The organism is Flavobacterium sp. CF108 (assembly GCF_900129795.1).
Taxonomy (GTDB): Bacteria; Bacteroidota; Bacteroidia; order Flavobacteriales; family Flavobacteriaceae; genus Flavobacterium.
The window spans coordinates 61,217-82,263 of record NZ_FQWW01000007.1; the positions used below are offsets into that span (position 1 = coordinate 61,217).

The following is a 21,047-nucleotide window of genomic DNA, read 5'->3' on the forward strand; positions in this document are numbered from 1 at the left end:
AACAACCAAACAACCATAAATTCAAAATAAACCAAAAATGAATCTGAAAATTAAATATTTATACGCCCTATGTATAAGCTTTTTGCTGACAGCACAAAGCGGATTTTCGCAATCAACAAAAGGCGTTCTGCCTCAAATCAAAGTATCTAAGAATCAGCATTATTTTGTTACCGAAAATGAAAAACCTTTTTTCTGGCTCGGCGACACAGGCTGGCTGACATTCGGAAAACTAGACAGAGCAGGCGTTGATAAATATTTTAAAGACAGAAAAGAAAAAGGATTCAACGTTGTTCAGGTAATGGTTTTGCATAATATAAATGCTGTAAACGTTTATGGCGATGCAGCTTTAATCAACGAAGATGTTTCAAAACCATTAATAACATCTGGAAACAACTTCAACAACGCAACAGAATACGATTATTGGGATCACGTAGATTACACTTTAGATGTGGCTCAAAAAAACGGAATTTATGTTGCAATGGTTCCGGTTTGGGGAACCAACGTTTCAAAAGGAAATAAAGTAAGTAAAGAACAAGCAATTATATACGCTAAATTCTTAGTCGATAGATATAAAAATAGAACCAACGTAATTTGGTTAAACGGTGGAGATACACACGGAAATGAATTTCAGGATATTTGGAATGCTATCGGAAACACTTTAAAAACCAACAATCCAAACCAGTTAGTGACTTTTCACCCATTTGGAAGAACCGATTCTTCAGAGAACTTCCATAATGCAAAATGGCTGGATTTCAATATGTTTCAGTCAGGACACAGAAGATACGATCAGGATTCAGTGAAAACGAATTTTAAAGAAGACAATTATAAATTTGTTTTAAGAGATTTTGAATTAAAACCAACAAAACCAACACTTGACGGGGAACCTTCTTACGAAGGAATTCCACACGGTTTACACGATACTTTACAACCAAAATGGACCGCAAATGATGTTCGTCGTTACGGATATTGGTCAGTACTTTCGGGCGCAGCAGGTTACACATACGGACACAACGCCGTAATGCAAATGTTCAGAAAAGGAGATAAACCAGCTTACGGAAATAAAGAATTATGGACATCAGCAATCAATGCTCCCGGAGCAGGACAAATGATTTACATCAAAAAACTAATGTTAGAATTTCCATTTTTAGAAGGAATTCCAGATGCTTCATTAATTGCGAATCAAGGTGAAAAATACGATTATATTTCAGCAATAAAAGGAAAAAAATACGCTTTGATTTACACTTACAACGGAAGAAAAATCGAAGTAAATATGGGCAAGATTTCAGGGGATAAAGTTACAGCAGCTTGGTACAATCCAAGAAACGGACAAAAAACAAAAATTAGAATTGTAGATAATAAAGGAACCAAAGAATTTCAGCCTTCAGGCAAAAAAGAAGATGGTAACGACTGGGTTTTGATTTTAAGCACAAAGTAAACACAAAGGTTGTCATTGCGAGGAACGAAGCAAACTCACTAACCATAAGACACAAAGTTTGATTTTGCAAATGGGATTGCTTCGTTCCTCGCAATGACAAAAATGAGAATAAAATATTTCACGCAGATTTAAAATGATTTAAGCAGATTCAGCAGATATTTTTAAAATATAAATCGGCGCTAATCTGCTAAAATCTGCCAGATCTGCGCGAAATAAAAAAATACAACTATGAAAAACATACTAATAATTCTCTGCTTCATAACAGGACTAAACACCGCTTTCGCAAACGACGGCTGGCTGAATATCCTAAACGAAGGAGGAAACAACAAAGGAATAAAATGTACCGAAGCCATTCAAAATGCCATAGAAAAAGCATCTAAAAACGGCGGTGGAACCATTTTTTTTCCTGCGGGAGAATATTTAACAGGGGCTTTAAAACTAAAAAGCAATATTACAATCCATTTAGATTCGGGTGCTTTATTAAAATTTTCAGACAATTTTGATGATTATCTCCCATATGTAGAAATGCGTTACGAAGGATTAGTAATGAAATCTTTCTCGCCATTATTTTATGCGAAAGATGCCGAAAATATTACCATAAAAGGAAGAGGCGTAATCGACGGTCAAGGAAAAGCATGGTGGAATGAAGTCTACAGAATCGAAACCGCAAAAGGCCCGATTCCGTTGACGAAATACCAAAAAATGTGGGACGAACAAAATCAGGGAATCGTTTACTCTGATTACTATAAAAGAACAATCGATAAAAAGTTTTTCAGACCTTCTTTCTTTCAGGCTTATGGCTGTAAAAATATTTTAATTGAAGGCGTAACGTTTCAAAACTCTCCTTTCTGGACCATAAATCCTGAATTCTGCGATAATGTAACTGTAACCGGAATTTCAATTTTTAATCCGCATTCGCCAAATACAGACGGAATTAATCCATCGTCATGTAAAAATGTTCATATTTCAAATTGTCATATCAGCGTTGGTGACGATTGTATTACCATCAAATCAGGAAGAGACGAGGACGGACGTAAATATGGAGTGCCAACAGAAAATGTTACGATTACCAATTGTACCATGTTAAGCGGTCACGGCGGCGTTGTGATTGGAAGTGAAATGTCGGGCGGAATCAAGAAAATCACGATTTCAAATTGTGTTTTCGACGGAACAGACCGCGGAATCCGAATTAAAGCAGCACGAGGAAGAGGCGGTGTTGTAGAAGATATTCGTGTAGATAATATCGTAATGAAAAACATCAAAGAAGAAGCAATCGTATTAAGCCTTTTTTATGATAAAGACACAAAAGCTGAACCCGTAACCGAAAAGACACCAATTTTCAGAAACATTCACATGAGCAACATTACAGCTTCAAACGTGAATAAAGCAGGGCAGATTTTAGGAATTACCGAAATGCCAATTCAAAACATTACGTTCTCGAACATCAATATGGACGGAAAAGAAGGTTTTACGGTAAACACGGCTGCTGATGTTGAATTTCATGATGTAAAAGTAAATGCGACAATTGGTTCTTCTTTCAAAATATCAGATTCAAAAAATATCATTTTAGATAACGTTGGATCTTCAACACCAATAAAAGGTGTTCCGGTTATTAAATTAGACAATGTTTCAAATACATTGATAAATAATAATTTTCCATTTAATACAACCGATATTTTTATCGAAGCAAATGGAAAAGAAACAAAGAATATTTTCCTGAAAAACAATGTTTTTAACAACGTAACAACAGCTGTTAAAAAAGGGGCAGCTTTAGATAAAAAAGCAATTATAGAATAACGCAACGCAATCCTGCAAGGTCTTTTTCTGACCTTGTAGGTTTAGTTTGTGCGTATAGAAATACCTACAAGGTTTTGGAAACCTTGCAGGAAAGAAAATAAGACATGAAAAAAATATTCATCATATTAACCCTTTTCATTTTCGCGATCAGTTATTCGCAGAAAAAGAAAGATTTATACCTTTTTACGTCATTTCGAGAACCCGCAACAGAAGGTTTATATCTGGCATACAGCGAAGACGGTTACAACTGGAAAGGCTTAGAAGGATCATTTTTAAAACCAGAAATTGGAGCAAGCAAAATCATGCGCGATCCGTCAATCACAAAAGGAGGCGATGGAACGTATCACATGGTTTGGACAACTGACTGGAAAGGCGGAAACGGTTTTGGATACGCAAGTTCAAAAGACTTGATTCATTGGTCGGAGCAACAATATATTCCAGTCATGAAGAATGAGCCAGAAGTTGTAAACGTTTGGGCACCGGAGATTTTTTATGATGATGTAAAAAATGAATACATTATTATCTGGGCATCGACAATTCCATTCCGATTTGAAAAAGGAGTGGAGGATGAGAAAAATAACCACAGAATGTATTATGTAACGACAAAAGATTTTAAAACGTTTTCAGATACAAAATTATATTACGATCCAGGTTTCAGCGTAATTGATTGTGTAATTGTCAAAAAAAGCAAAAAGGATTATGTTTTGGTTTTAAAAGACAATACAAGACCCATGCGAAACATAAAAGTCGCTTTCGGAAAATCACCTTTAGGTCCGTTTGGAAAGAGTTCTAAACCTTTAACCGAATATTTATCTGAAGGTCCAACGGTGGTAAAAGTCGGGAAAAACTGGTTGTTGTATTATGACAATTACGGTTCAAAAAATTATAAAGCGCTAAGCACAACAGATTTTATTCATTTTGAAGATGTATCCTCCAAAATAAACCTTCCCGAAGGATACAAACACGGAACGATTACAACAATATCCGAAGACGTTTTAAAAGGATTAATTGATAGAAAATAAAAAGATAAGCCACAGATTTCACAGATTAAAATGATTTTTATCAGCAAAAGCCCCGGAGGGGTAAAATATTTATAGAACTTCAATAAGGGATATAGAGAAAGCTCCAGCGGAGCGATATATATTATAGATTATGAAAAAAAGCATGTCACTCCTCTGGAGCTTTATATTGTAAACCTTTATTCTTTGCTATAAATATTTCGCTTCTCTGAAGCTTACAAAAAGAAAGTTGCCCTTTTGAGACAGTTTCTTAATCAGGATTAAAAAAATAATAAAATGATTACTTTCCAAAACATAAAAACCAACATCATCACAACAACCGCAATTCTTTTGGTTTGTACGGCTGTAAATGCACAAAATGACACTGTACGTTATGTTGGTAAAACACTTTCAAATGTCGATTATCATCACGGACAGTTAAGTCCGGCGGTTGGAGTTCACGCTACGCAGATTATGCGTGCAAGCCGTGAACATCCTGAAAAATCAGATGGTTTTGGATGGACATACAATCACCAGCCTACAATGGCATATTGGAACGATACTTTTTATCTGCAGTATTTAAGTGATCCTGCTGGAGAACATATTCCGCCGAGCCAGACTTTGATTATGACTTCTAAAGATGGTGTAAGCTGGAAAATGCCAAAAGTAATTTTCCCAATCTATCATATTCCCGACGGATGGAAAAAAGAAGGCGTTGAAGGAGTTGCCAAAAATCTGGATGCGATCATGCACCAAAGAATGGGTTTTTATACTTCAAAAGACAAACGACTTTTTGCCTTGGCATATTACGGAATTGCAATGGATGAAAAAGACGATCCAAACGACGGAAAAGGAATTGGACGCGTGATTCGTGAAATCAAAAAAGACGGAAGTTTTGGTGAAATTTATTTCATCAGATACAATAAATCTTGGGACAAATCGAAATCCGCATTTCCTTTTTATACACAGGCAAAAGACAAAGGTTTGAAAAAAGCCTGCGAAGAAATTCTATCCGATCCTTTGGTTTTACAACAATGGGTTGAAGAAGCCGATCGTGATGACGAATTAATTCCGCTTAAAAAGCCTTATAAAGCTTTAAGTTCGTATCATTTACCAAACGGAAATGTCGTGGGTTTATGGAAACATGCTTTAACTTCGATTAGTAAAGACGGTGGAAAAACATGGGAATACAATCCGCTTCGTGCTCCCGGTTTTGTAAACAGCAATGCCAAAATCTGGGGACAAAAAACATCAGATAATCGTTATGCAACCGTTTATAATCCGTCAGAATATCGCTGGCCTTTGGCAATTTCAACAAGCGATGACGGGTTGAATTACAAAGATTTATTGTTAGTTCACGGAGAAATTAGTCCAATGCGTTATGGCGGAAACTACAAATCAGCAGGGCCACAATATGTTCGCGGAATTTCAGAAGGTGACGGAACTCCGCCTGACGGAAAACTTTGGGTAAGTTATAGTATGAACAAAGAAGATATTTGGGTAGCGTCGATTCCAGTTCCGGTTACTTCAGTTGTTGCCGAAAATGCAAATGATATTTTTAATGATCTTCCTGACGGACAGGAATTAAAATTATGGAATACCTACGATTTGGCTTGGGCTTCAACCAAAATTGAAAAGAAAGCGGATGGCAAAAAATGGCTTACATTAAGAGATCAGGATAATTTTGATTATGCGCGTGCTGAACGTGTTATTCCGTTTGCAGAGAAAATGGAAGTGACTTTTACCGTTAAGCCAGAGCAAAATAATCATGGTTTATTGCAGGTTGAATTTCAAAACAAACAAGGATTACCAGCGGTAAGATTGGTTTTTGATTCGGATGGACAATTAAAAGCAAAAAATGGTGCTCGTTTTGGCGGAGTTACAAAGTATGAAGCCGGAAAAGAATATAAAGTAAACGTGAAACTGAACGTTAAAACTCGTTCGTATACGATAAAGGTAAACGACGAAAAAGAATCAACGAGAATTTTTTACGCTCCTGTAGATGGCTTTGAGCGAATTATGTTCCGCACAGGTGAACAGAGATATTCTCCAAATGCAGACACAGAACCAGATACAGACGATTATGATGATTTACCACAAACAGGAAAATTAATCCCCGAAGCCGTATTTAATATCGAATCGTTGATTACGAAAAAGTTATAAAAAATAGAACGCGGATGACACGGATTTACTTCGTAAAGACGCGGATAAAAACAGATTTTAAATGAGAAAAAAATCCGTTTAAATCAGCGTCTTCGCGATAGCGAATCAGTTTAATCAGCGTTCAAATTTTAAAAGCAAGAAATGAAGAATTTCAAAAATATATTATTAGCATTTAGTTTCTTAGTTACTTTCATCTCGAATGGACAAATTCTGCCTGTCCATTTAACCACAGAAATGGCTGAAAATCCCTTAGCAGTAGTTCAGAATCAGCCAAGATTTAGCTGGCAGTTGGTTTCAAAAGAATCTAATGCATCACAAATCGCCTATATTATTTTGATTGCTTCTTCTGAGGAAAAACTGCAAAATGACGAAGGCGATATCTGGAACAGCGGAAGAGTAAATTCTCTTAAAAACTTGAACATTACATATGGCGGTAATACATTAAAAAGCGAAACCAAATATTTCTGGAAAGTTAAAGTTTGGAATCAAACAGGAAAAGTTTCTAAATGGAGTAAGACAGCATTTTTCAGAACTGCTTCGTTAGAATCAGATTTAAATCCGGTTTGGATTGGAGCAATTACAAAAGCAGATAGTCATCTGCCGGAAGGCCGAAATTATCATTCAGCGACTTTCAATAGAGAAAAAAAGAATTCGTTTATCAATGCTTCAGATTCATTGTCACGCAGAAGCATTATGCTTCGTAAACCTTTCGAAGTAAAAAAAGAAATCAAAGAAGCTATTGTTTATATTTCAGGTTTAGGACATTATGAATTAACCATCAACGCTAAAAAAGTTGGAAACAGCCAGTTTGCACCTTTGTGGACAGATTATGATAAAACGGTTAATTACAATGTTTACGAATTAAGCGCCAAAGAATTTCAAAAAGGCGATAACGTAATTGGTGTTTTGTTAGGAAACGGAATGTACAATACATTGGCAGAAAGATATACGAAATTCTTCGTGAGTTTTGGCCCGCCGACTTTATTCTTTAAAATGAAAATCAAGTATAATGATGGTTCAGAAGAAATTATAAAATCAGATGGATCTTGGAAATACAGCAAAAGCCCGATTACTTATAATAGCATTTTTGGTGGAGAAGATTACAATGCCAATTTAGAGCAGAAAGACTGGAATAGAAAGGGGTTCAAAGATAGAGATTGGAAAAAAGTAGTCGTTCAGGAGGCCCCAAAAGGAGTTTTAAGACCACAGACAGCACCGCCGGTTACGATTCAGAAACAATACGAAGTTAAGACAGTAAAAGAGCTTAAACCTAATTTTTATGTTTTTGATATGGGGCAGAATCTTTCAGGATTTCCAACCATTAAAGTAAAAGGAAAAAAAGGACAGATAATCCGTGTTTGGGTTGCCGAAGGTTTAAATGAAGGGGGCACAATAGCGCAGGGGAGATCTGGAAAACCATATTATTACGATTATACTTTAAAAGGCGATGGAGTTGAAGAATGGACGCCAAAATTCAGTTTCTACGGTTATCAATATGTTCAAATTGAAAACATTAATTATAAAGAAGATAAGAATAAAGAACTTCCAACTTTGGTTGATTTAAAATCGAATTTCATTTATAATTCGGCGGGAGAAGCAGGAAGTTTTGCATGCTCAAACGAAATCTTCAATAAAACACACGAACTGATAAATAACTCAATCAAAAGTAATTTTCAAAGTGTTTTTACCGATTGTCCGCAGCGTGAAAAATTAGGCTGGATAGAAGAAATTCAGTTGAACGGCCCAGGTTTAATGTTCAATTATAACCTTGAAAATTACATTCCGTCTATAATGCAGAACATTTCAGATTCTCAACGCGATAATGGTTTAATCCCGACAATCGTTCCTGAATATGTAGTTTTTGGAGGTGATTTTACCGATTCTCCAGAATGGGGAGTTACAGGTGTGATTCTGCCTTGGATGTATTATGAATATTATGGTGACGCTTCATTATTAGAAAAATATTTTCCTGTAATGAAAAACTACGTAGATTATTTAGGAACAAAAGCTGAAAATCATATTTTGTCACACGGATTAGGAGATTGGTACGATTACGGAACTCACGCTGCAGGATATTCTAAAAACAGTCCGATTGCGCTTTCGGCAACTTCACACTATTATTACGGCGCTTATTTAGTAGCAAAAGCAGCGAAACTATTAGGTAAAACTGAAGATATTGAGAAATACGAAACATTGGCTTCTGAAATAAAAATGGCTTTCAATGAGAAGTTTTTTAATGCTGAAACCAAACAATATGGAACAAATAGTCAGTTTAGCAACTCAGTTCCAATTTTTATGAATATTGTAGAACCGCAGTATAAAGAGGCTGTAATGCAGAATTTATTGGCGGACATAAAAGAAAAAGGCGATCGATTAACTACGGGAGATGTTGGAAACCGTTATTTGTTTCAAGCTTTGGCAAGAAATGGCGAAAACGAAACGATGTATAAAATGCACAATCATTATGATGCGCCGGGTTATGGCTTTCAGATTAAATTTGGTTTGACGACTTTAACGGAACAATGGGATCCGAGAAAAGGAAATTCATGGAATCACTTTATGTTAGGACAAATTGAAGAATGGTTTTATCAAAGTTTAGCCGGAATTATGTCCGATCCTGAAAAACCAGGATTCAAACATTTCTTTATTCAGCCGGAAGTAGTCGGCGATATGACTTTCGCGAAAGCGGATTATCAATCGGTTTATGGAAAAATTGCTACTTCTTGGGAAAAGAAAGACGGCAAATTTATTTTGACGGTTCAAATTCCAGTAAATACAACGGCAACGATAAAATTGCCTGTTGCTAAAAATTCAGAAATAAAAATTGATAATAAAAAAGTAAGAACGGGTTTTGATGAAAAAGTTCAAAAGCCAGTTTTGGAATTTGGATCTGGTATTTATACGATAGAATGTAAATTATAGAACGCGGATGATGCAGATTCGCTATCGCGAAGACGCGGATTTATACGGATTTTTTGTTCTATTTGAAAATGTAAAATTGAATTGCCTCCAGTTTTAACTGGAGGTATAAAAAAATAAGTCACAAGGCTTTAGCCAAATAAATAAGTTCGGCTAAAGCCAATGTAGAAATCAAAAATATTTTCCTCCAGCTAAAGCAGGAGGCAATTCAAAAAAAATAAAAAAAGATCCGCTTTAATCCGCGTCTTTACGAAGTAAATCCGCGTCATCAGCGTTCAATTTTAAGCTAGTTTAACAAAAAAATAATGAAAATTAAAAACATATATACAGTAATTTTATTCCTTGCTTTGACATTTGCCAAAGCACAAAGCACTTCTGATACGAATTTCAGAAAACCGGTTTCTGAAAGTTTAAAGAAAATAGAAACTGTTTTTAACGTAACAATAAATGACGACAGAGGCTTATTAAAAGGAAAAGAACTCGATTATGCCGACTGGAGAATTGAACCGGGAAATTTGGCTGTTTCGTTAACCAATATTTTGGCTCCGTTTGAATTGATGTATTTTAAACAGCCTGATGGAACCTACATTATTCGTAAATATGAAAACCATAAAGTTTCAGTTGATAAAGGAAAGGAACGTTTGTTTTATTTAGAAAGCCTTTATTCGACTAAAGAAGAATGGGAAAAACGTAAAACGGAGTTAAAAGCTTGTATGATAACCTCATTTGGATTAGAAAAGGCTCCCCCAATGCCAAAATCTAAACCACTTTTAACTCCAAAGAGAATTTATAAAGATTACAGTGTTGAAAATATTGCTTTAGAAATCCTTCCGGGTGTTTATGCAACGGGATCGATTTACAAACCGTATCCGTTAAACAAAAAAGCAGCAGTTATTTTAACACCTGACGGACATTTCGGAGATGGAAGATATAGAAAAGATGAACAGTACAGATGTGCAATCATGGCTAAAATGGGAGCAATTGTTGTATCGTATGATTTATTTGCTTGGGGAGAATCTTTGCTTCAATTTCCAGAAGAAACGCATAGAAATAGTATTGCATCGACGGTTCAGGTTTTAACTGGAATTCGTTTATTGGATTATTTAGCAACCGTAAAAAATGCTGATATGTCGAGAGTTGGTGTTACTGGAGGTTCTGGCGGTGGTTCACATACCATGTTTTTAGCTGCAATTGATGATAGAGTAAAAGTTTCGGCTCCGGTTGTAATGGTTTCTTCTCATTTCTCAGGAGGTTGTCCATGCGAAAGCGGGCGCGGTATTCACCTTTGCGGAAATGGAACAAACAATGCAGAAATCTCAGCAATGATGGCGCCAAAACCACAATTGATTGTTTCTGATGGAAAAGACTGGACGTTGGCAGTTCCGGAATTGGAATTTCCTTTTATTCAGAGAACATATGAATTGTATGGAAAGAAAGATTTAGTTGAAAATGCTCATTTTGCAAAAGAAGGACATGATTTCGGAATTTCAAAGCGTATGGCTTTGTATCCGTTTATGGCGAAATATTTAGGTTTAGATTTGAATAAAGTGAAGAATGAAAAAGGCGAAATCGACGAATCGACTTGTGTGATTGAACCAAAAGAAAAGTTGTTTGTTTTTGGAGATAAAGGAGAAAAACTGCCTGCTAATGCTTTAAAAGACATCAACAAATTATATGAAATGTTCGGAGAAAAAAATCTGAAAGTTTACGAGGCTAAGAAGTAAAATAGAAGTTGCCACGAATTACACGAATTGGCACGAATTATTTTTTCTGCCACAGATTAAAATGATTAAAGGGATTTTTCTATCTCCTTAATCTGCTAAATCTGCGAGAGTATTTTTTTACGCAGATTTAGCAGATCTCGCAGATTTTTAATCAGTGGAAATCCTTTAATCTGTGGCAAAATAAATTAGAGAAATTGAAATAAAATTAAAAAAAGAAATTAGTGCAAATTCGTGTAATTCGTGGCAAAAAAAAATATTTATATGAAGTTAAAAATTAAAATAACAGCAATTTGTTTTGGAATTTTTTCCTTTACAGCAACAGCTCAAAGCGACCTGAAATTATGGTACGATAAACCAGCTGCAATCTGGAACGAAGCGTTACCTTTGGGAAACGGACGCTTGGGTGCAATGGTTTTTGGCGATCCTGCGGTCGAACGTTTGCAGTTGAACGAAGAAACAATCTGGGCAGGTTCTCCAAACAGCAATGCACATTCGAAATCGATAAAAGCACTTCCGATTGTTCGTCAGTTAATCTTTGACGGAAAATTTGATGAAGCACAGGATTTGGCTACGCGGGATATTATGTCACAAACGAATGACGGAATGCCGTATCAGACTTTTGGCAGCGTTTACATTTCATTCGCAGGACATCAAAAATATACTGATTATTATAGAGATTTAGATATCAGTAACGCCACAGCAAAAGTAAAATACAAAGTAAACGGCATAGAATTTACAAGAGAAATTCTAACCGCATTTTCAGATCAGGTTATTGTTGTGAAGCTTTTGGCAAGTCAGCCGGGACAGATTACTTGTAATGTTTTCATGAACAGTCCGATCGATAAAACGGTAGCTTCGACGGAAGGAAACCAGATTATACTTTCGGGTTTAGGAAGTAATTTTGAAGGCGTAAAAGGAAAAGTAAAATATCAGGGAAGATTAACGGCTAAAAATAAAGGTGGTGAAATCGACGCAAGTAACGGCGTTTTAAGTATCAACAAAGCTGATGAAGTAACTTTATATATTTCGATTGCTACTAATTTTAAAAATTATAAAGATATTTCAGGTGATGAAATTGCAAAAAGCAAAGACTATTTAGCGAAAGCGGAAACAAAAGATTTTGAAACGATTAAGAAAGCTCACATTGATTTTTATCAAAAATTCTTCAACAGAGTTTCTCTGGATTTAGGTTCAAATGATTTAGTTAAGAAACCAACAAATGAAAGAATCAGAGATTTCTCTAAACAATTTGATCCGCAGTTAGCTTCGTTGTATTTCCAGTTTGGACGTTATCTTTTAATTTCAAGTTCACAGCCGGGCGGACAGCCAGCAAATTTACAGGGAATTTGGAACGATATGGTAACGCCGCCTTGGGACAGTAAGTACACGACCAACATCAACGCCGAAATGAATTATTGGCCGGCACAGGTAACCAATTTGCAGGAAATGCATGAACCATTTCTTCAAATGGCTAAAGAATTAAGTGTTACTGGTGCAGAAACAGCTAAAACGATGTACAATGCAAATGGCTGGGTTTTACACCACAACACTGATATTTGGCGTGTAACTGCTCCGGTAGACGCTGCAGCTTCGGGAATGTGGCCGACTGGTGGTGCATGGGTTTGTCAGGATTTATGGGAAAGATATTTATATACAGGAGATAAAAAATATTTGGCAGAAATTTATCCGATTATGAAAGGAGCTGCTGATTTCTTTTTGGATTTTATGGTTATAGATCCTAATACAAAATATTTAGTGGTTGTTCCGTCAAGTTCTCCTGAAAACACACATGCAGGAGGAACTGGAAAAGCGACAATTGCATCTGGAACGACAATGGATAATCAGCTGATTTTTGATTTATTTACGCATGTTATGAAAGCTTCGGCTTTGGTTTCTCCAGATGCTGATTATGTAAAAAAAGTAAGTGATGCTTTGGCAAAAATGCCTCCGATGAAAGTGGGTAAATACAATCAGTTCCAGGAATGGCAGGACGATTGGGATAATCCGAAAGATAATCACAGACATGTTTCGCATTTATACGGATTGTATCCAAGTAATCAGATTTCGCCAATAAAAACGCCAGAATTATTTGAAGCCGCAAAACAATCCTTGATTTACAGAACAGACGAATCTACAGGCTGGTCAATGGGATGGAAAGTGAATTTGTGGGCGAGATTATTAGACGGAAATCATGCTTATAAATTGATTCAGGATCAACTGCATTTGGTAACAGCAGACCAAAGAAAAGGGGGAGGAACATATCCAAATATGTTAGATGCGCATCAGCCTTTTCAAATTGATGGGAATTTTGGATGCACAGCCGGTTTTGCCGAAATGTTGATGCAGAGTCAGGAGGATGCGATTCATTTATTGCCTGCTTTGCCAAGTGTCTGGAAAGACGGAAGCATAAAAGGTTTGGTTGCCAGAGGCGGTTTTGTAATTGATATGACATGGAAAAACAATAAAGTTTCGGAGTTGAAAATTTATTCGAAAATAGGAGGAAACTGCCGATTGAAAGTTGAGAATACTTTAAAAGGTTCTTCAATCAAAAAAGCAAAAGGGAAAAATTCAAATCCGCTGTTTTATGATGTGGAAGTGAAGAAACCGATTATTTCTGATCAGGCTAAACTGGATAAAGTAAAACTGCCAAATTATAATATTTACGATGTGAATATGAAACCAGGGCAGACGTATAGTTTTACAGGGAATTAATATCAACACGTTTAGACCTGACAGGTTTTTAAAACCTGTCAGGTCTAGTTTCGGTAAGTTTCCTGAAAGGTTTCCAAAACCTTGTAGGTATAAATAACAACTTGCAAATGAAAATAAGACACCTACAAGGTTTTGGAAACCTTGCAGGAGTGGGAAAGCATGAACGTCTCTTGCGTGAGTGATGGAAGTGGAGCTCTCCCGATTTTTCATCGGGAAGCGGGAACGGACAGCACGACCCAGAGGGGCACGCCCAAAGAATTAGTTTTAAAATAATAATTAAAATATGTTACAGCATTTTAAACATAAAATAATAACACTTTCTATAGTAATCGCTTGTATAAACAGCGGTTGCAAATCGGGTGCGAGGCATTCTCAAAAAGGAAAATCGGTTGTTTTAAAAGAAGAAAACTTCAAACATTATGTTGATTATTTCAATACGATGGAAGATGAAAATTTGAAGTTTGCTATTCCGAATGATAGTGCGTGGGCTTGGATGGAAAAGAATATTCCGTTGTTTGAATGTCCGCAGCAGAATTTTGAGGAAATTTATTATTTCAGATGGTGGAGTGCGAGAAAACACATTAAAAAAACACCTCAAGGATTTGCGATTACAGAGTTTTTAGTAGATCGTTCGTATGCCGATAAATACAATATGATCAGTTGCGCTTTGGGGCATCATATTAACGAATTTAGATGGGTTCATGATCCTCAATACATTGAGCAAGATGTTCATTTATGGTTTAGAGGAAATGACGGGAAGCCAATGAAAAAGCTAAGAACCTTTAGCAGTTGGACGGCCGATGCTTTATATAATCGTTATTTGGTCAATAAAGACGATAAGTTTTTACGGGATATGTACCCAGATTTGGTTGCGGAATATTCGGCTTGGGAAGGCGATAGAAAACGTAAAGACGGTTTGTTCTGGCAGTTTGATGTAAAAGACGGAATGGAAGAATCGTTGAGCGGTGCGAGAAAGTTTAGAAATGCAAGACCAACAATCAACAGTTATATGTTTGGAAATGCTGTGGCTTTGTCTAAAATAGCCAAAATGAAAGGCGATGCGAATCAGGAAAATTATTTTAAAGCAAAAGCGGATACACTTCAAAAATTGGTTGAAACCAAATTATGGAACCCAAAAAGTGAGTTTTTTGAAACGTTTACAGAAAAAGATACATTAGCGCAAGTTAGAGAAGCGATTGGATTTATTCCGTGGTATTTTAATCTGCCGGAACAAAATAAAGGTTTTGAAAAAGCCTGGGAACAGGTTAAGGATGAAAAAGGATTTTCGGCTCCATTTGGTCTGACAACGGCTGAAAGAAGAAGCCCGCGTTTTAGAACACACGGAACCGGAACCTGTGAATGGGACGGTGCCATTTGGCCATTTGCTAGTTCGCAGACGTTAACGGCTTTAGCCAATGTTTTGAATAATTACAATCAGAATTTTGTTGCCAAAACCGATTATTTCAAACAAATGAGCTTGTATGTAGAATCGCAATATTTTCATGGAAAACCATATTTAGGAGAATATTTAGACGAAACAACAGGTTATTGGTTAATGGGCGACAGAGAAAGAAGCCGTTATTACAATCACTCGACTTTCAACGATTTGATGATTACTGGTTTGGTTGGTTTGCGCCCGAGAGCGGATGAAAAGATTGAAGTAAATCCGTTGATTCCGCAGGAAAAATGGGACTGGTTTTGTCTGGATAATGTTTTATACCACGGAAATATTATTACGATTCTTTGGGATAAAACAGGAGAAAAATATAAAAAAGGAAAAGGTTTCAGGATCTTTAAAAACGGGAAGGAAATTGCCGTTTCTGAGAGATTGGTGAAGTTAGTTTCTCAATAAAATTAAAAATTGTTACGCAGAATTTTTCACGCAGATTTTAAACAGATTTTAGCAGATTAAAATAGATTTTTTGATGTATAATCTAATCTGTAAAATGATAATAAAAATCTGTGAACATCTGCTTAAATCTGCCAAATCTGCGTGAAACAAAAATCATCGCAAAGGCAATAAAATAAAATCATGAAAAAGTTTTTTTTACATCTTACAATAATTATTTCACTTATCACAATTTCGGCGAAAGCCCAAACAAAAATCATTGTGAGTGATTTAAAATGCGAAATGCTGACGAATCCTGAAGGAATTGATGTTTTGCAGCCAAGATTGAGCTGGAAAATAAAAGCGAACGTAAATGATGTAAAACAAACTCATTATCAAATTTTAGCATCTTCGTCTTTAGAAAAACTAAATGCAGGAAATGCAGATTTATGGGACAGCGGGAAAGTGAAAAGTGATGAATCTGTAAATGTGATTTATAACGGAAAAAAACTAAATGACAGACAAGACGTTTATTGGAAAGTTATTGTTTTTACCAATAAAGGCGAAGTAAAATTGACAGAATTGGCACATTTCAGCATTGGTATTTTAACGTATGCCGACTGGAAATCAACACGCTGGATTGGATATGAAAAAACTTCTCCGGGAGATAGTATTTCACAATATTCAAGATTATCAGCCCGATATTTACGAAAAGAAATCGACTTAAAAAAGAAAGTCAAAAGTGCCAAGGTTTATATTATGGGTATGGGCTTGTACGAGTTATACATTAACGGAAATAAAATTGGCGATCAGGTTCTGGCGCCCGTTCCTACGGATTATACGAAGAATGTAAAATACAATGTTTTTGATGTGACTTCGCAATTGAAAGAAGGAAGAAATGCATTGGGGACAATTTTAGGAAATGGACGTTTTTTTACGATGCGTCAGGATTACAAACCTTATAAAATCAAAACTTTTGGTTACCCGAAAATGGCTTTGCAGTTATTTGTAGAATATGTTGATGGAAGCAAAGATGTAATTCGCACAGACGATACTTGGAAGATTACGACCGACGGTCCAATTTTATCAAACAATGAATACGACGGAGAAGAATATGACGCCCGCAAAGAAATAAAAGGCTGGAATACCATCAATTTTGATGATAAAAAATGGCTTTCGGCAGTATATGTTCAGGAACCGGGCGGATTCTATGAAGGACAGATGTCGGCGAATATGAAGATAAAACGCGAAGTAAAACCTATTTCGATTAAACAAACATCAAAAGGAACATATATCTTAGATATGGGACAAAATATGGTGGGTTGGTTGCAATTGAAAGTGAAAGGAAATGCGGGCGACAAAATCACGATGAAATTTGCGGAATCTTTACAGCCAGATGGTTCGTTATACATTGCAAATTTACGTGATGCAAAAACGACTGATATTTATACGTTAAAAGGTGAAGGCGAAGAAGTTTGGGAACCTCGTTTTATTTTTCACGGTTTCAGATTTGTTGAAATTTCAGGATTTAAAACCAAACCAAGTTTAGAAAATTTCGTTGGAAAAGTCGTTTACGATGATATTGCTACAACGGGAACTTTTGATTCTTCGAACCCAATTATGAATCAGATTTTTAAGAATGCTTGGTGGGGAATTAGCGGAAATTATAAAGGAATGCCAATCGATTGTCCTCAGAGAAATGAGCGTCAGCCTTGGTTGGGAGACAGAACAACAGGAGCTTATGGAGAAAGTTTCTTATTCGATAATCAGACTTTGTACGCAAAATGGTTAGATGATATTAAAAATGCCCAAACGGTAGATGGCGGAATTCCAGATGTTGCGCCTGCATTTTGGCGTTATTACGGCGATAATGTAACTTGGCCGGGAACGTATATTACGGTTGCCGATATGTTGTATCAGCAATTTGGAGATAAAAAAGTGGTGGAAAAACAATATTCGTCTATGAAAAAATGGATGGATTATATGGAAGAAAATTATTTGGTTGATGATATCATGACCAAAGATAAATATGGAGATTGGTGCGTTCCGCCAGAATCGTTGGAATTAATCCGATCTAAAGATCCATCTCGTTTGACTGATGGCGAATTGATTTCGAGTGCCTTTTATTATCAGCTTTTAAATATCATGAAAAAGTTTGCCGTAATCGCAAATGCTGAAAATGATATTAAACATTATGACGAATTAGCTTCAAGAATCAAAAAAGCATTTAATACTAAATATTTTAATGCATCAAAAAATAATTACGCAAATAATACCGTAACAGCCAATTTACTGCCTTTGACTTTCGGAATGGTTCCAAAAGAATTACAGCAAAAAGTTTTCGAAAATTTAGTACATGAAGTTGAAGTGACTAAAAACGGTCATGTAAGTACAGGTGTTATCGGAACGCAGTTTTTAATGCGAACCTTAACCAATTTTGGTCGTGGCGATTTGGCTTTCAAACTTGCCTCAAACAAAACCTATCCAAGCTGGGGTTATATGGTCGAAAACGGTGCAACCACAATTTGGGAACTTTGGAACGGAAATACGGCCGATCCAGCAATGAATTCACAAAATCATGTCATGCTTTTAGGCGATTTACTGATTTGGTATTACGAAAATATGGCAGGAATTAAGAGCAATCCAGAAACTCCCGGTTTCAAACAAATCATTATGAAACCAGATTTTAATGCCGGATTAACTTATGTAAATGCGTCTTACGAATCAATTTACGGTACCATTAAAAGCGATTGGAAAAAAGATAAAAAGACTTTGGTTTGGAATATTATCATTCCCGTAAATACTTCTGCAGTAGTTTATCTTCCAACCAATGATATTTCGGCTGTTTCGATCAACAAACAAAAATTAGATAAAACGGCGCATTCGTATAAAACAGAAAAAAGTAATCTTGCTATTACACTTTCATCAGGTTCTTATATTTTAAACGTTAAATAAACAGCATTTTCAATAATTCGGGACAGTACAGGATACATCTTTAGTTTTTTAGTGTCATTTTTACATTTATTAAATAATTTTGTGCGAAAAATTATTAGTAATGTATTTATAATCAAAAATTTTAATTCATAATAAAATTAAAAATGAGAATAATAAAATTGACATTTGTCTTGTTTGGACTTTTCCTTTTAGGAAGTTGTAAATCGGCTTTAGAGAAAAAGACTTGGAAAGAAGGAATTTTAGTAGATCAGTTTGTTTACGATAAAGCGCCTTATCCGTCTTGTCATGCCATTACGATCGTCGAAGCTACAAATGGTGATTTAGTTGCTTCTTGGTTTGGAGGAACTCACGAAAGAAATCCTGATGTTTGTATCTACGTAGCCATTAAACCAAAAGGAAGCGACACTTGGAACGAAGGCGTAAAAGTAGCCGATGGCGTTATGAAAGACGGACCAAGATTACCAACTTGGAATCCGGTTTTATATCAAATTCCGGGGGGCGATTTAATGTTATTCTACAAAATAGGGCCAAAACCATCGGAATGGTGGGGCGCAATAAGAACTTCATCTGACGGCGGAAAAACTTGGTCTGAAGCACAAAAAATGCCAGACGGTTTCTTAGGACCAATAAAAAATAAACCTGTTTTATTAAGCAACGGAACTTTATTATGTCCGTCAAGTATAGAAGGCGACGGCTGGAGACTTCGTATGGAATCTACTCCAGATTTCGGAAAAACATGGGTCATGGGTGATACACTTGCTAGAGGAAAACAAAAAATCAATGCTATTCAGCCTAGTATATTATTTCACAAAGACGGAAGTATTCAAGCCATTGGTAGAACCAGAAACAGAGCGATTTTCAGCACATTCTCAAAAGACAACGGAAAAACCTGGTCTGATGTAGAATTAATCGGATTACCAAATAACAATTCAGGAACGGATGCTGTAACTTTAAAAGACGGAAGACATTTGTTAGTTTACAATCACGTTCTTCCTCCAGGAAAAGAAGCAAAAGGGCCAAGAACACCATTGAATGTTTCTGTTTCTAAAGACGGAATTCACTGGAATGCGGCTTTAGTTTTAGAAGATTCAAAAATTAGCCAATATTCTTATCCTTCGATGATTCAGAGTTCTGATGGAATGGTGCATATTGTGTATACTTGGAGAAGAGAAAAACTGAAATATGTAAAAGTGGATCCAAGTAAACTGGTTGCACTTCCAATCAAAAACGGAATCTGGCCGGGCGACGAAAACAAAGTGGTTACAGCTGTAAAAGCGGAAGAAGAGTAAAATAAATTGAACCATTAAGAGATTAAGAAAGTTAAGTTGTTGTGTTTATTTATTCTTTTAAAAAGAACATTAAGCTTAATTCTCTTCATCTTTTAATGATAATAGTAAAAGCATTGAAGCTTAATTTCCTTAATGCCTTAATGGTAAAACCAATTAACATGAAGCTAAATAAAAACTTAATTGTTGTATTGTTTGTCACTTTATCAACAACATTCAATAGTTGTGCAACGGCTCAGACTTTAAACAAAAAGCAGAAATATAAAGTTGCAGTTTGTGACTGGATGATTTTAAAAAGACAAAAATTAGGTGCTTTTGGTTTGGCTGCTGAATTAAAAGCGGACGGAATCGAACTCGATATGGGAGGTTTGGGAAATCGTCCCACTTTTGACAGTAAATTGGGTGATCCTGTAGAAAGACAAAAATTCTTAGATAAATCGAAAGAAACTGGTGTTGGAATCAGTTCCATTGCCATGTCTGGATTTTATGCACAGTCTTTTGCCACAAGAGAAATTACGCCAATGATTACGGACTGTATTCAGGCTATGAAAAACATGAAAGTAAAAGTGGCTTATCTTCCGTTAGGAACACAGACAGATTTGGTTAAAAATCCGAAATTACGTCCAGAAGTAATTAAAAGACTACAATGGGCAGGAAAAGAAGTTGGGAAAATTGGCGGAGTTATCGCAATTGAGACTTCTTTGAGTGCGACAGAAGAGAAAAAACTTTTAGACGAAGTCGGCTCAAAATATATTAAAAGCTCTTTTAATTTTGCTAATGCTTTAGATAATAAAAGAGATATTTCTTCAGAACTAAAAATATTAGGTAAGAAATATTTAGCTCAAATTCATGCTTCAAACACCGATCAATTTTGGTTAGAAAATGACAAAGCGATCGACATGCCAAAAATCAAACAAACTTTGGATGAAATGAAATGGAGCGGATGGCTAATTGTAGAGCGTTCTCGTGACGTAACACAAGTGCATAATGTAAAAGCCAATTACGGTGCTAATGTGGCTTATTTGAAGAAGATTTTCCAGAATTAATTTATAGCCACAGATTAAAGGATTAAAATGATTTTTAAAGCTATGTAAATCTTTTAATCTTTATCAAAAAATATCAAAAGAAAATCTGCTTAAATCTGCCTAATCTGCGTGCAAAAAATTTCACGCAGATTTTTATAGATATAAGCAGATCGAGCAGATTATTTTTAAAAGAATACCAAAAATA

11 protein-coding genes are annotated in these 21,047 nt (G+C 35.8%); all 11 read left to right on the top strand.

Annotation, left to right across the window (positions count from 1 at the left end):
* Window positions 1–37 precede the first annotated feature (37 nt).
* The 11 genes from BUE10_RS18360 to BUE10_RS18410 all read left to right on the top strand — a co-directional run bounded on the left by BUE10_RS18360 (window position 38) and on the right by BUE10_RS18410 (window position 20,863).
* Window positions 38–1,435, top strand: a complete 1,398-nt coding sequence (locus BUE10_RS18360; protein ID WP_073487468.1) for a glycoside hydrolase family 140 protein — start codon at window positions 38–40, stop codon at window positions 1,433–1,435.
* Window positions 1,436–1,663: 228 nt separating this feature from the next.
* Window positions 1,664–3,232, top strand: a complete 1,569-nt coding sequence (locus BUE10_RS18365) for a glycoside hydrolase family 28 protein (protein WP_073487470.1) — start codon at window positions 1,664–1,666, stop codon at window positions 3,230–3,232.
* A 104-nt stretch (window positions 3,233–3,336) separates the two neighbouring features.
* Window positions 3,337–4,254, top strand: a complete 918-nt coding sequence (locus tag BUE10_RS18370; protein ID WP_073487472.1) for a glycoside hydrolase family 43 protein — start codon at window positions 3,337–3,339, stop codon at window positions 4,252–4,254.
* 273 nt (window positions 4,255–4,527) lie between these two features.
* A complete protein-coding gene (locus tag BUE10_RS18375) occupies window positions 4,528–6,393 on the top strand; it encodes a sialidase/neuraminidase family protein (protein ID WP_073487474.1) in 1,866 nt (621 codons plus the stop codon).
* Between the two features lie 141 nt (window positions 6,394–6,534).
* A complete protein-coding gene (locus tag BUE10_RS18380) occupies window positions 6,535–9,315 on the top strand; it encodes a glycoside hydrolase family 78 protein (RefSeq protein WP_073487476.1) in 2,781 nt (926 codons plus the stop codon).
* A gap of 302 nt (window positions 9,316–9,617) precedes the next feature.
* On the top strand, window positions 9,618–11,036 hold the full coding sequence (locus tag BUE10_RS18385; RefSeq protein ID WP_234984766.1) for an acetylxylan esterase: 1,419 nt from the start codon (window positions 9,618–9,620) through the stop codon (window positions 11,034–11,036).
* A 261-nt stretch (window positions 11,037–11,297) separates the two neighbouring features.
* Window positions 11,298–13,748, top strand: coding sequence for a glycoside hydrolase family 95 protein (locus tag BUE10_RS18390; RefSeq protein WP_073487969.1), 2,451 nt, complete (start codon window positions 11,298–11,300; stop codon window positions 13,746–13,748).
* A gap of 283 nt (window positions 13,749–14,031) precedes the next feature.
* Window positions 14,032–15,600, top strand: coding sequence for an MGH1-like glycoside hydrolase domain-containing protein (locus BUE10_RS18395; protein ID WP_073487480.1), 1,569 nt, complete (start codon window positions 14,032–14,034; stop codon window positions 15,598–15,600).
* Window positions 15,601–15,780: 180 nt separating this feature from the next.
* Window positions 15,781–18,531 carry a glycoside hydrolase family 78 protein gene (locus BUE10_RS18400; RefSeq protein ID WP_073487481.1) on the top strand — a complete coding sequence of 917 codons (2,751 nt, stop codon included), beginning with the start codon at window positions 15,781–15,783 and terminating at the stop codon, window positions 18,529–18,531.
* A gap of 143 nt (window positions 18,532–18,674) precedes the next feature.
* Complete coding sequence (locus BUE10_RS18405) at window positions 18,675–19,820, top strand: sialidase family protein (protein WP_073487483.1); 1,146 nt, start codon at window positions 18,675–18,677, stop codon at window positions 19,818–19,820.
* 158 nt (window positions 19,821–19,978) lie between these two features.
* Window positions 19,979–20,863 carry a sugar phosphate isomerase/epimerase family protein gene (locus tag BUE10_RS18410; RefSeq protein WP_073487972.1) on the top strand — a complete coding sequence of 295 codons (885 nt, stop codon included), beginning with the start codon at window positions 19,979–19,981 and terminating at the stop codon, window positions 20,861–20,863.
* The last annotated feature ends 184 nt before the right edge of the window (window positions 20,864–21,047 follow it).

What these genes read in the sequence shown, in the direction of transcription:
- BUE10_RS18360 (WP_073487468.1), top strand. Translation starts at nt 38, where the DNA reads ATGAATCTGAAAATTAAATATTTATACGCCCTATGTATAAGCTTTTTG.
- BUE10_RS18405 (WP_073487483.1), top strand. Translation starts at nt 18,675, where the DNA reads ATGAGAATAATAAAATTGACATTTGTCTTGTTTGGACTTTTCCTTTTA.
- BUE10_RS18375 (WP_073487474.1), top strand. Translation starts at nt 4,528, where the DNA reads ATGATTACTTTCCAAAACATAAAAACCAACATCATCACAACAACCGCA.
- BUE10_RS18395 (WP_073487480.1), top strand. Translation starts at nt 14,032, where the DNA reads ATGTTACAGCATTTTAAACATAAAATAATAACACTTTCTATAGTAATC.
- BUE10_RS18385 (WP_234984766.1), top strand. Translation starts at nt 9,618, where the DNA reads ATGAAAATTAAAAACATATATACAGTAATTTTATTCCTTGCTTTGACA.
- BUE10_RS18410 (WP_073487972.1), top strand. Translation starts at nt 19,979, where the DNA reads ATGAAGCTAAATAAAAACTTAATTGTTGTATTGTTTGTCACTTTATCA.
- BUE10_RS18390 (WP_073487969.1), top strand. Translation starts at nt 11,298, where the DNA reads ATGAAGTTAAAAATTAAAATAACAGCAATTTGTTTTGGAATTTTTTCC.
- BUE10_RS18400 (WP_073487481.1), top strand. Translation starts at nt 15,781, where the DNA reads ATGAAAAAGTTTTTTTTACATCTTACAATAATTATTTCACTTATCACA.
- BUE10_RS18370 (WP_073487472.1), top strand. Translation starts at nt 3,337, where the DNA reads ATGAAAAAAATATTCATCATATTAACCCTTTTCATTTTCGCGATCAGT.
- BUE10_RS18380 (WP_073487476.1), top strand. Translation starts at nt 6,535, where the DNA reads ATGAAGAATTTCAAAAATATATTATTAGCATTTAGTTTCTTAGTTACT.
- BUE10_RS18365 (WP_073487470.1), top strand. Translation starts at nt 1,664, where the DNA reads ATGAAAAACATACTAATAATTCTCTGCTTCATAACAGGACTAAACACC.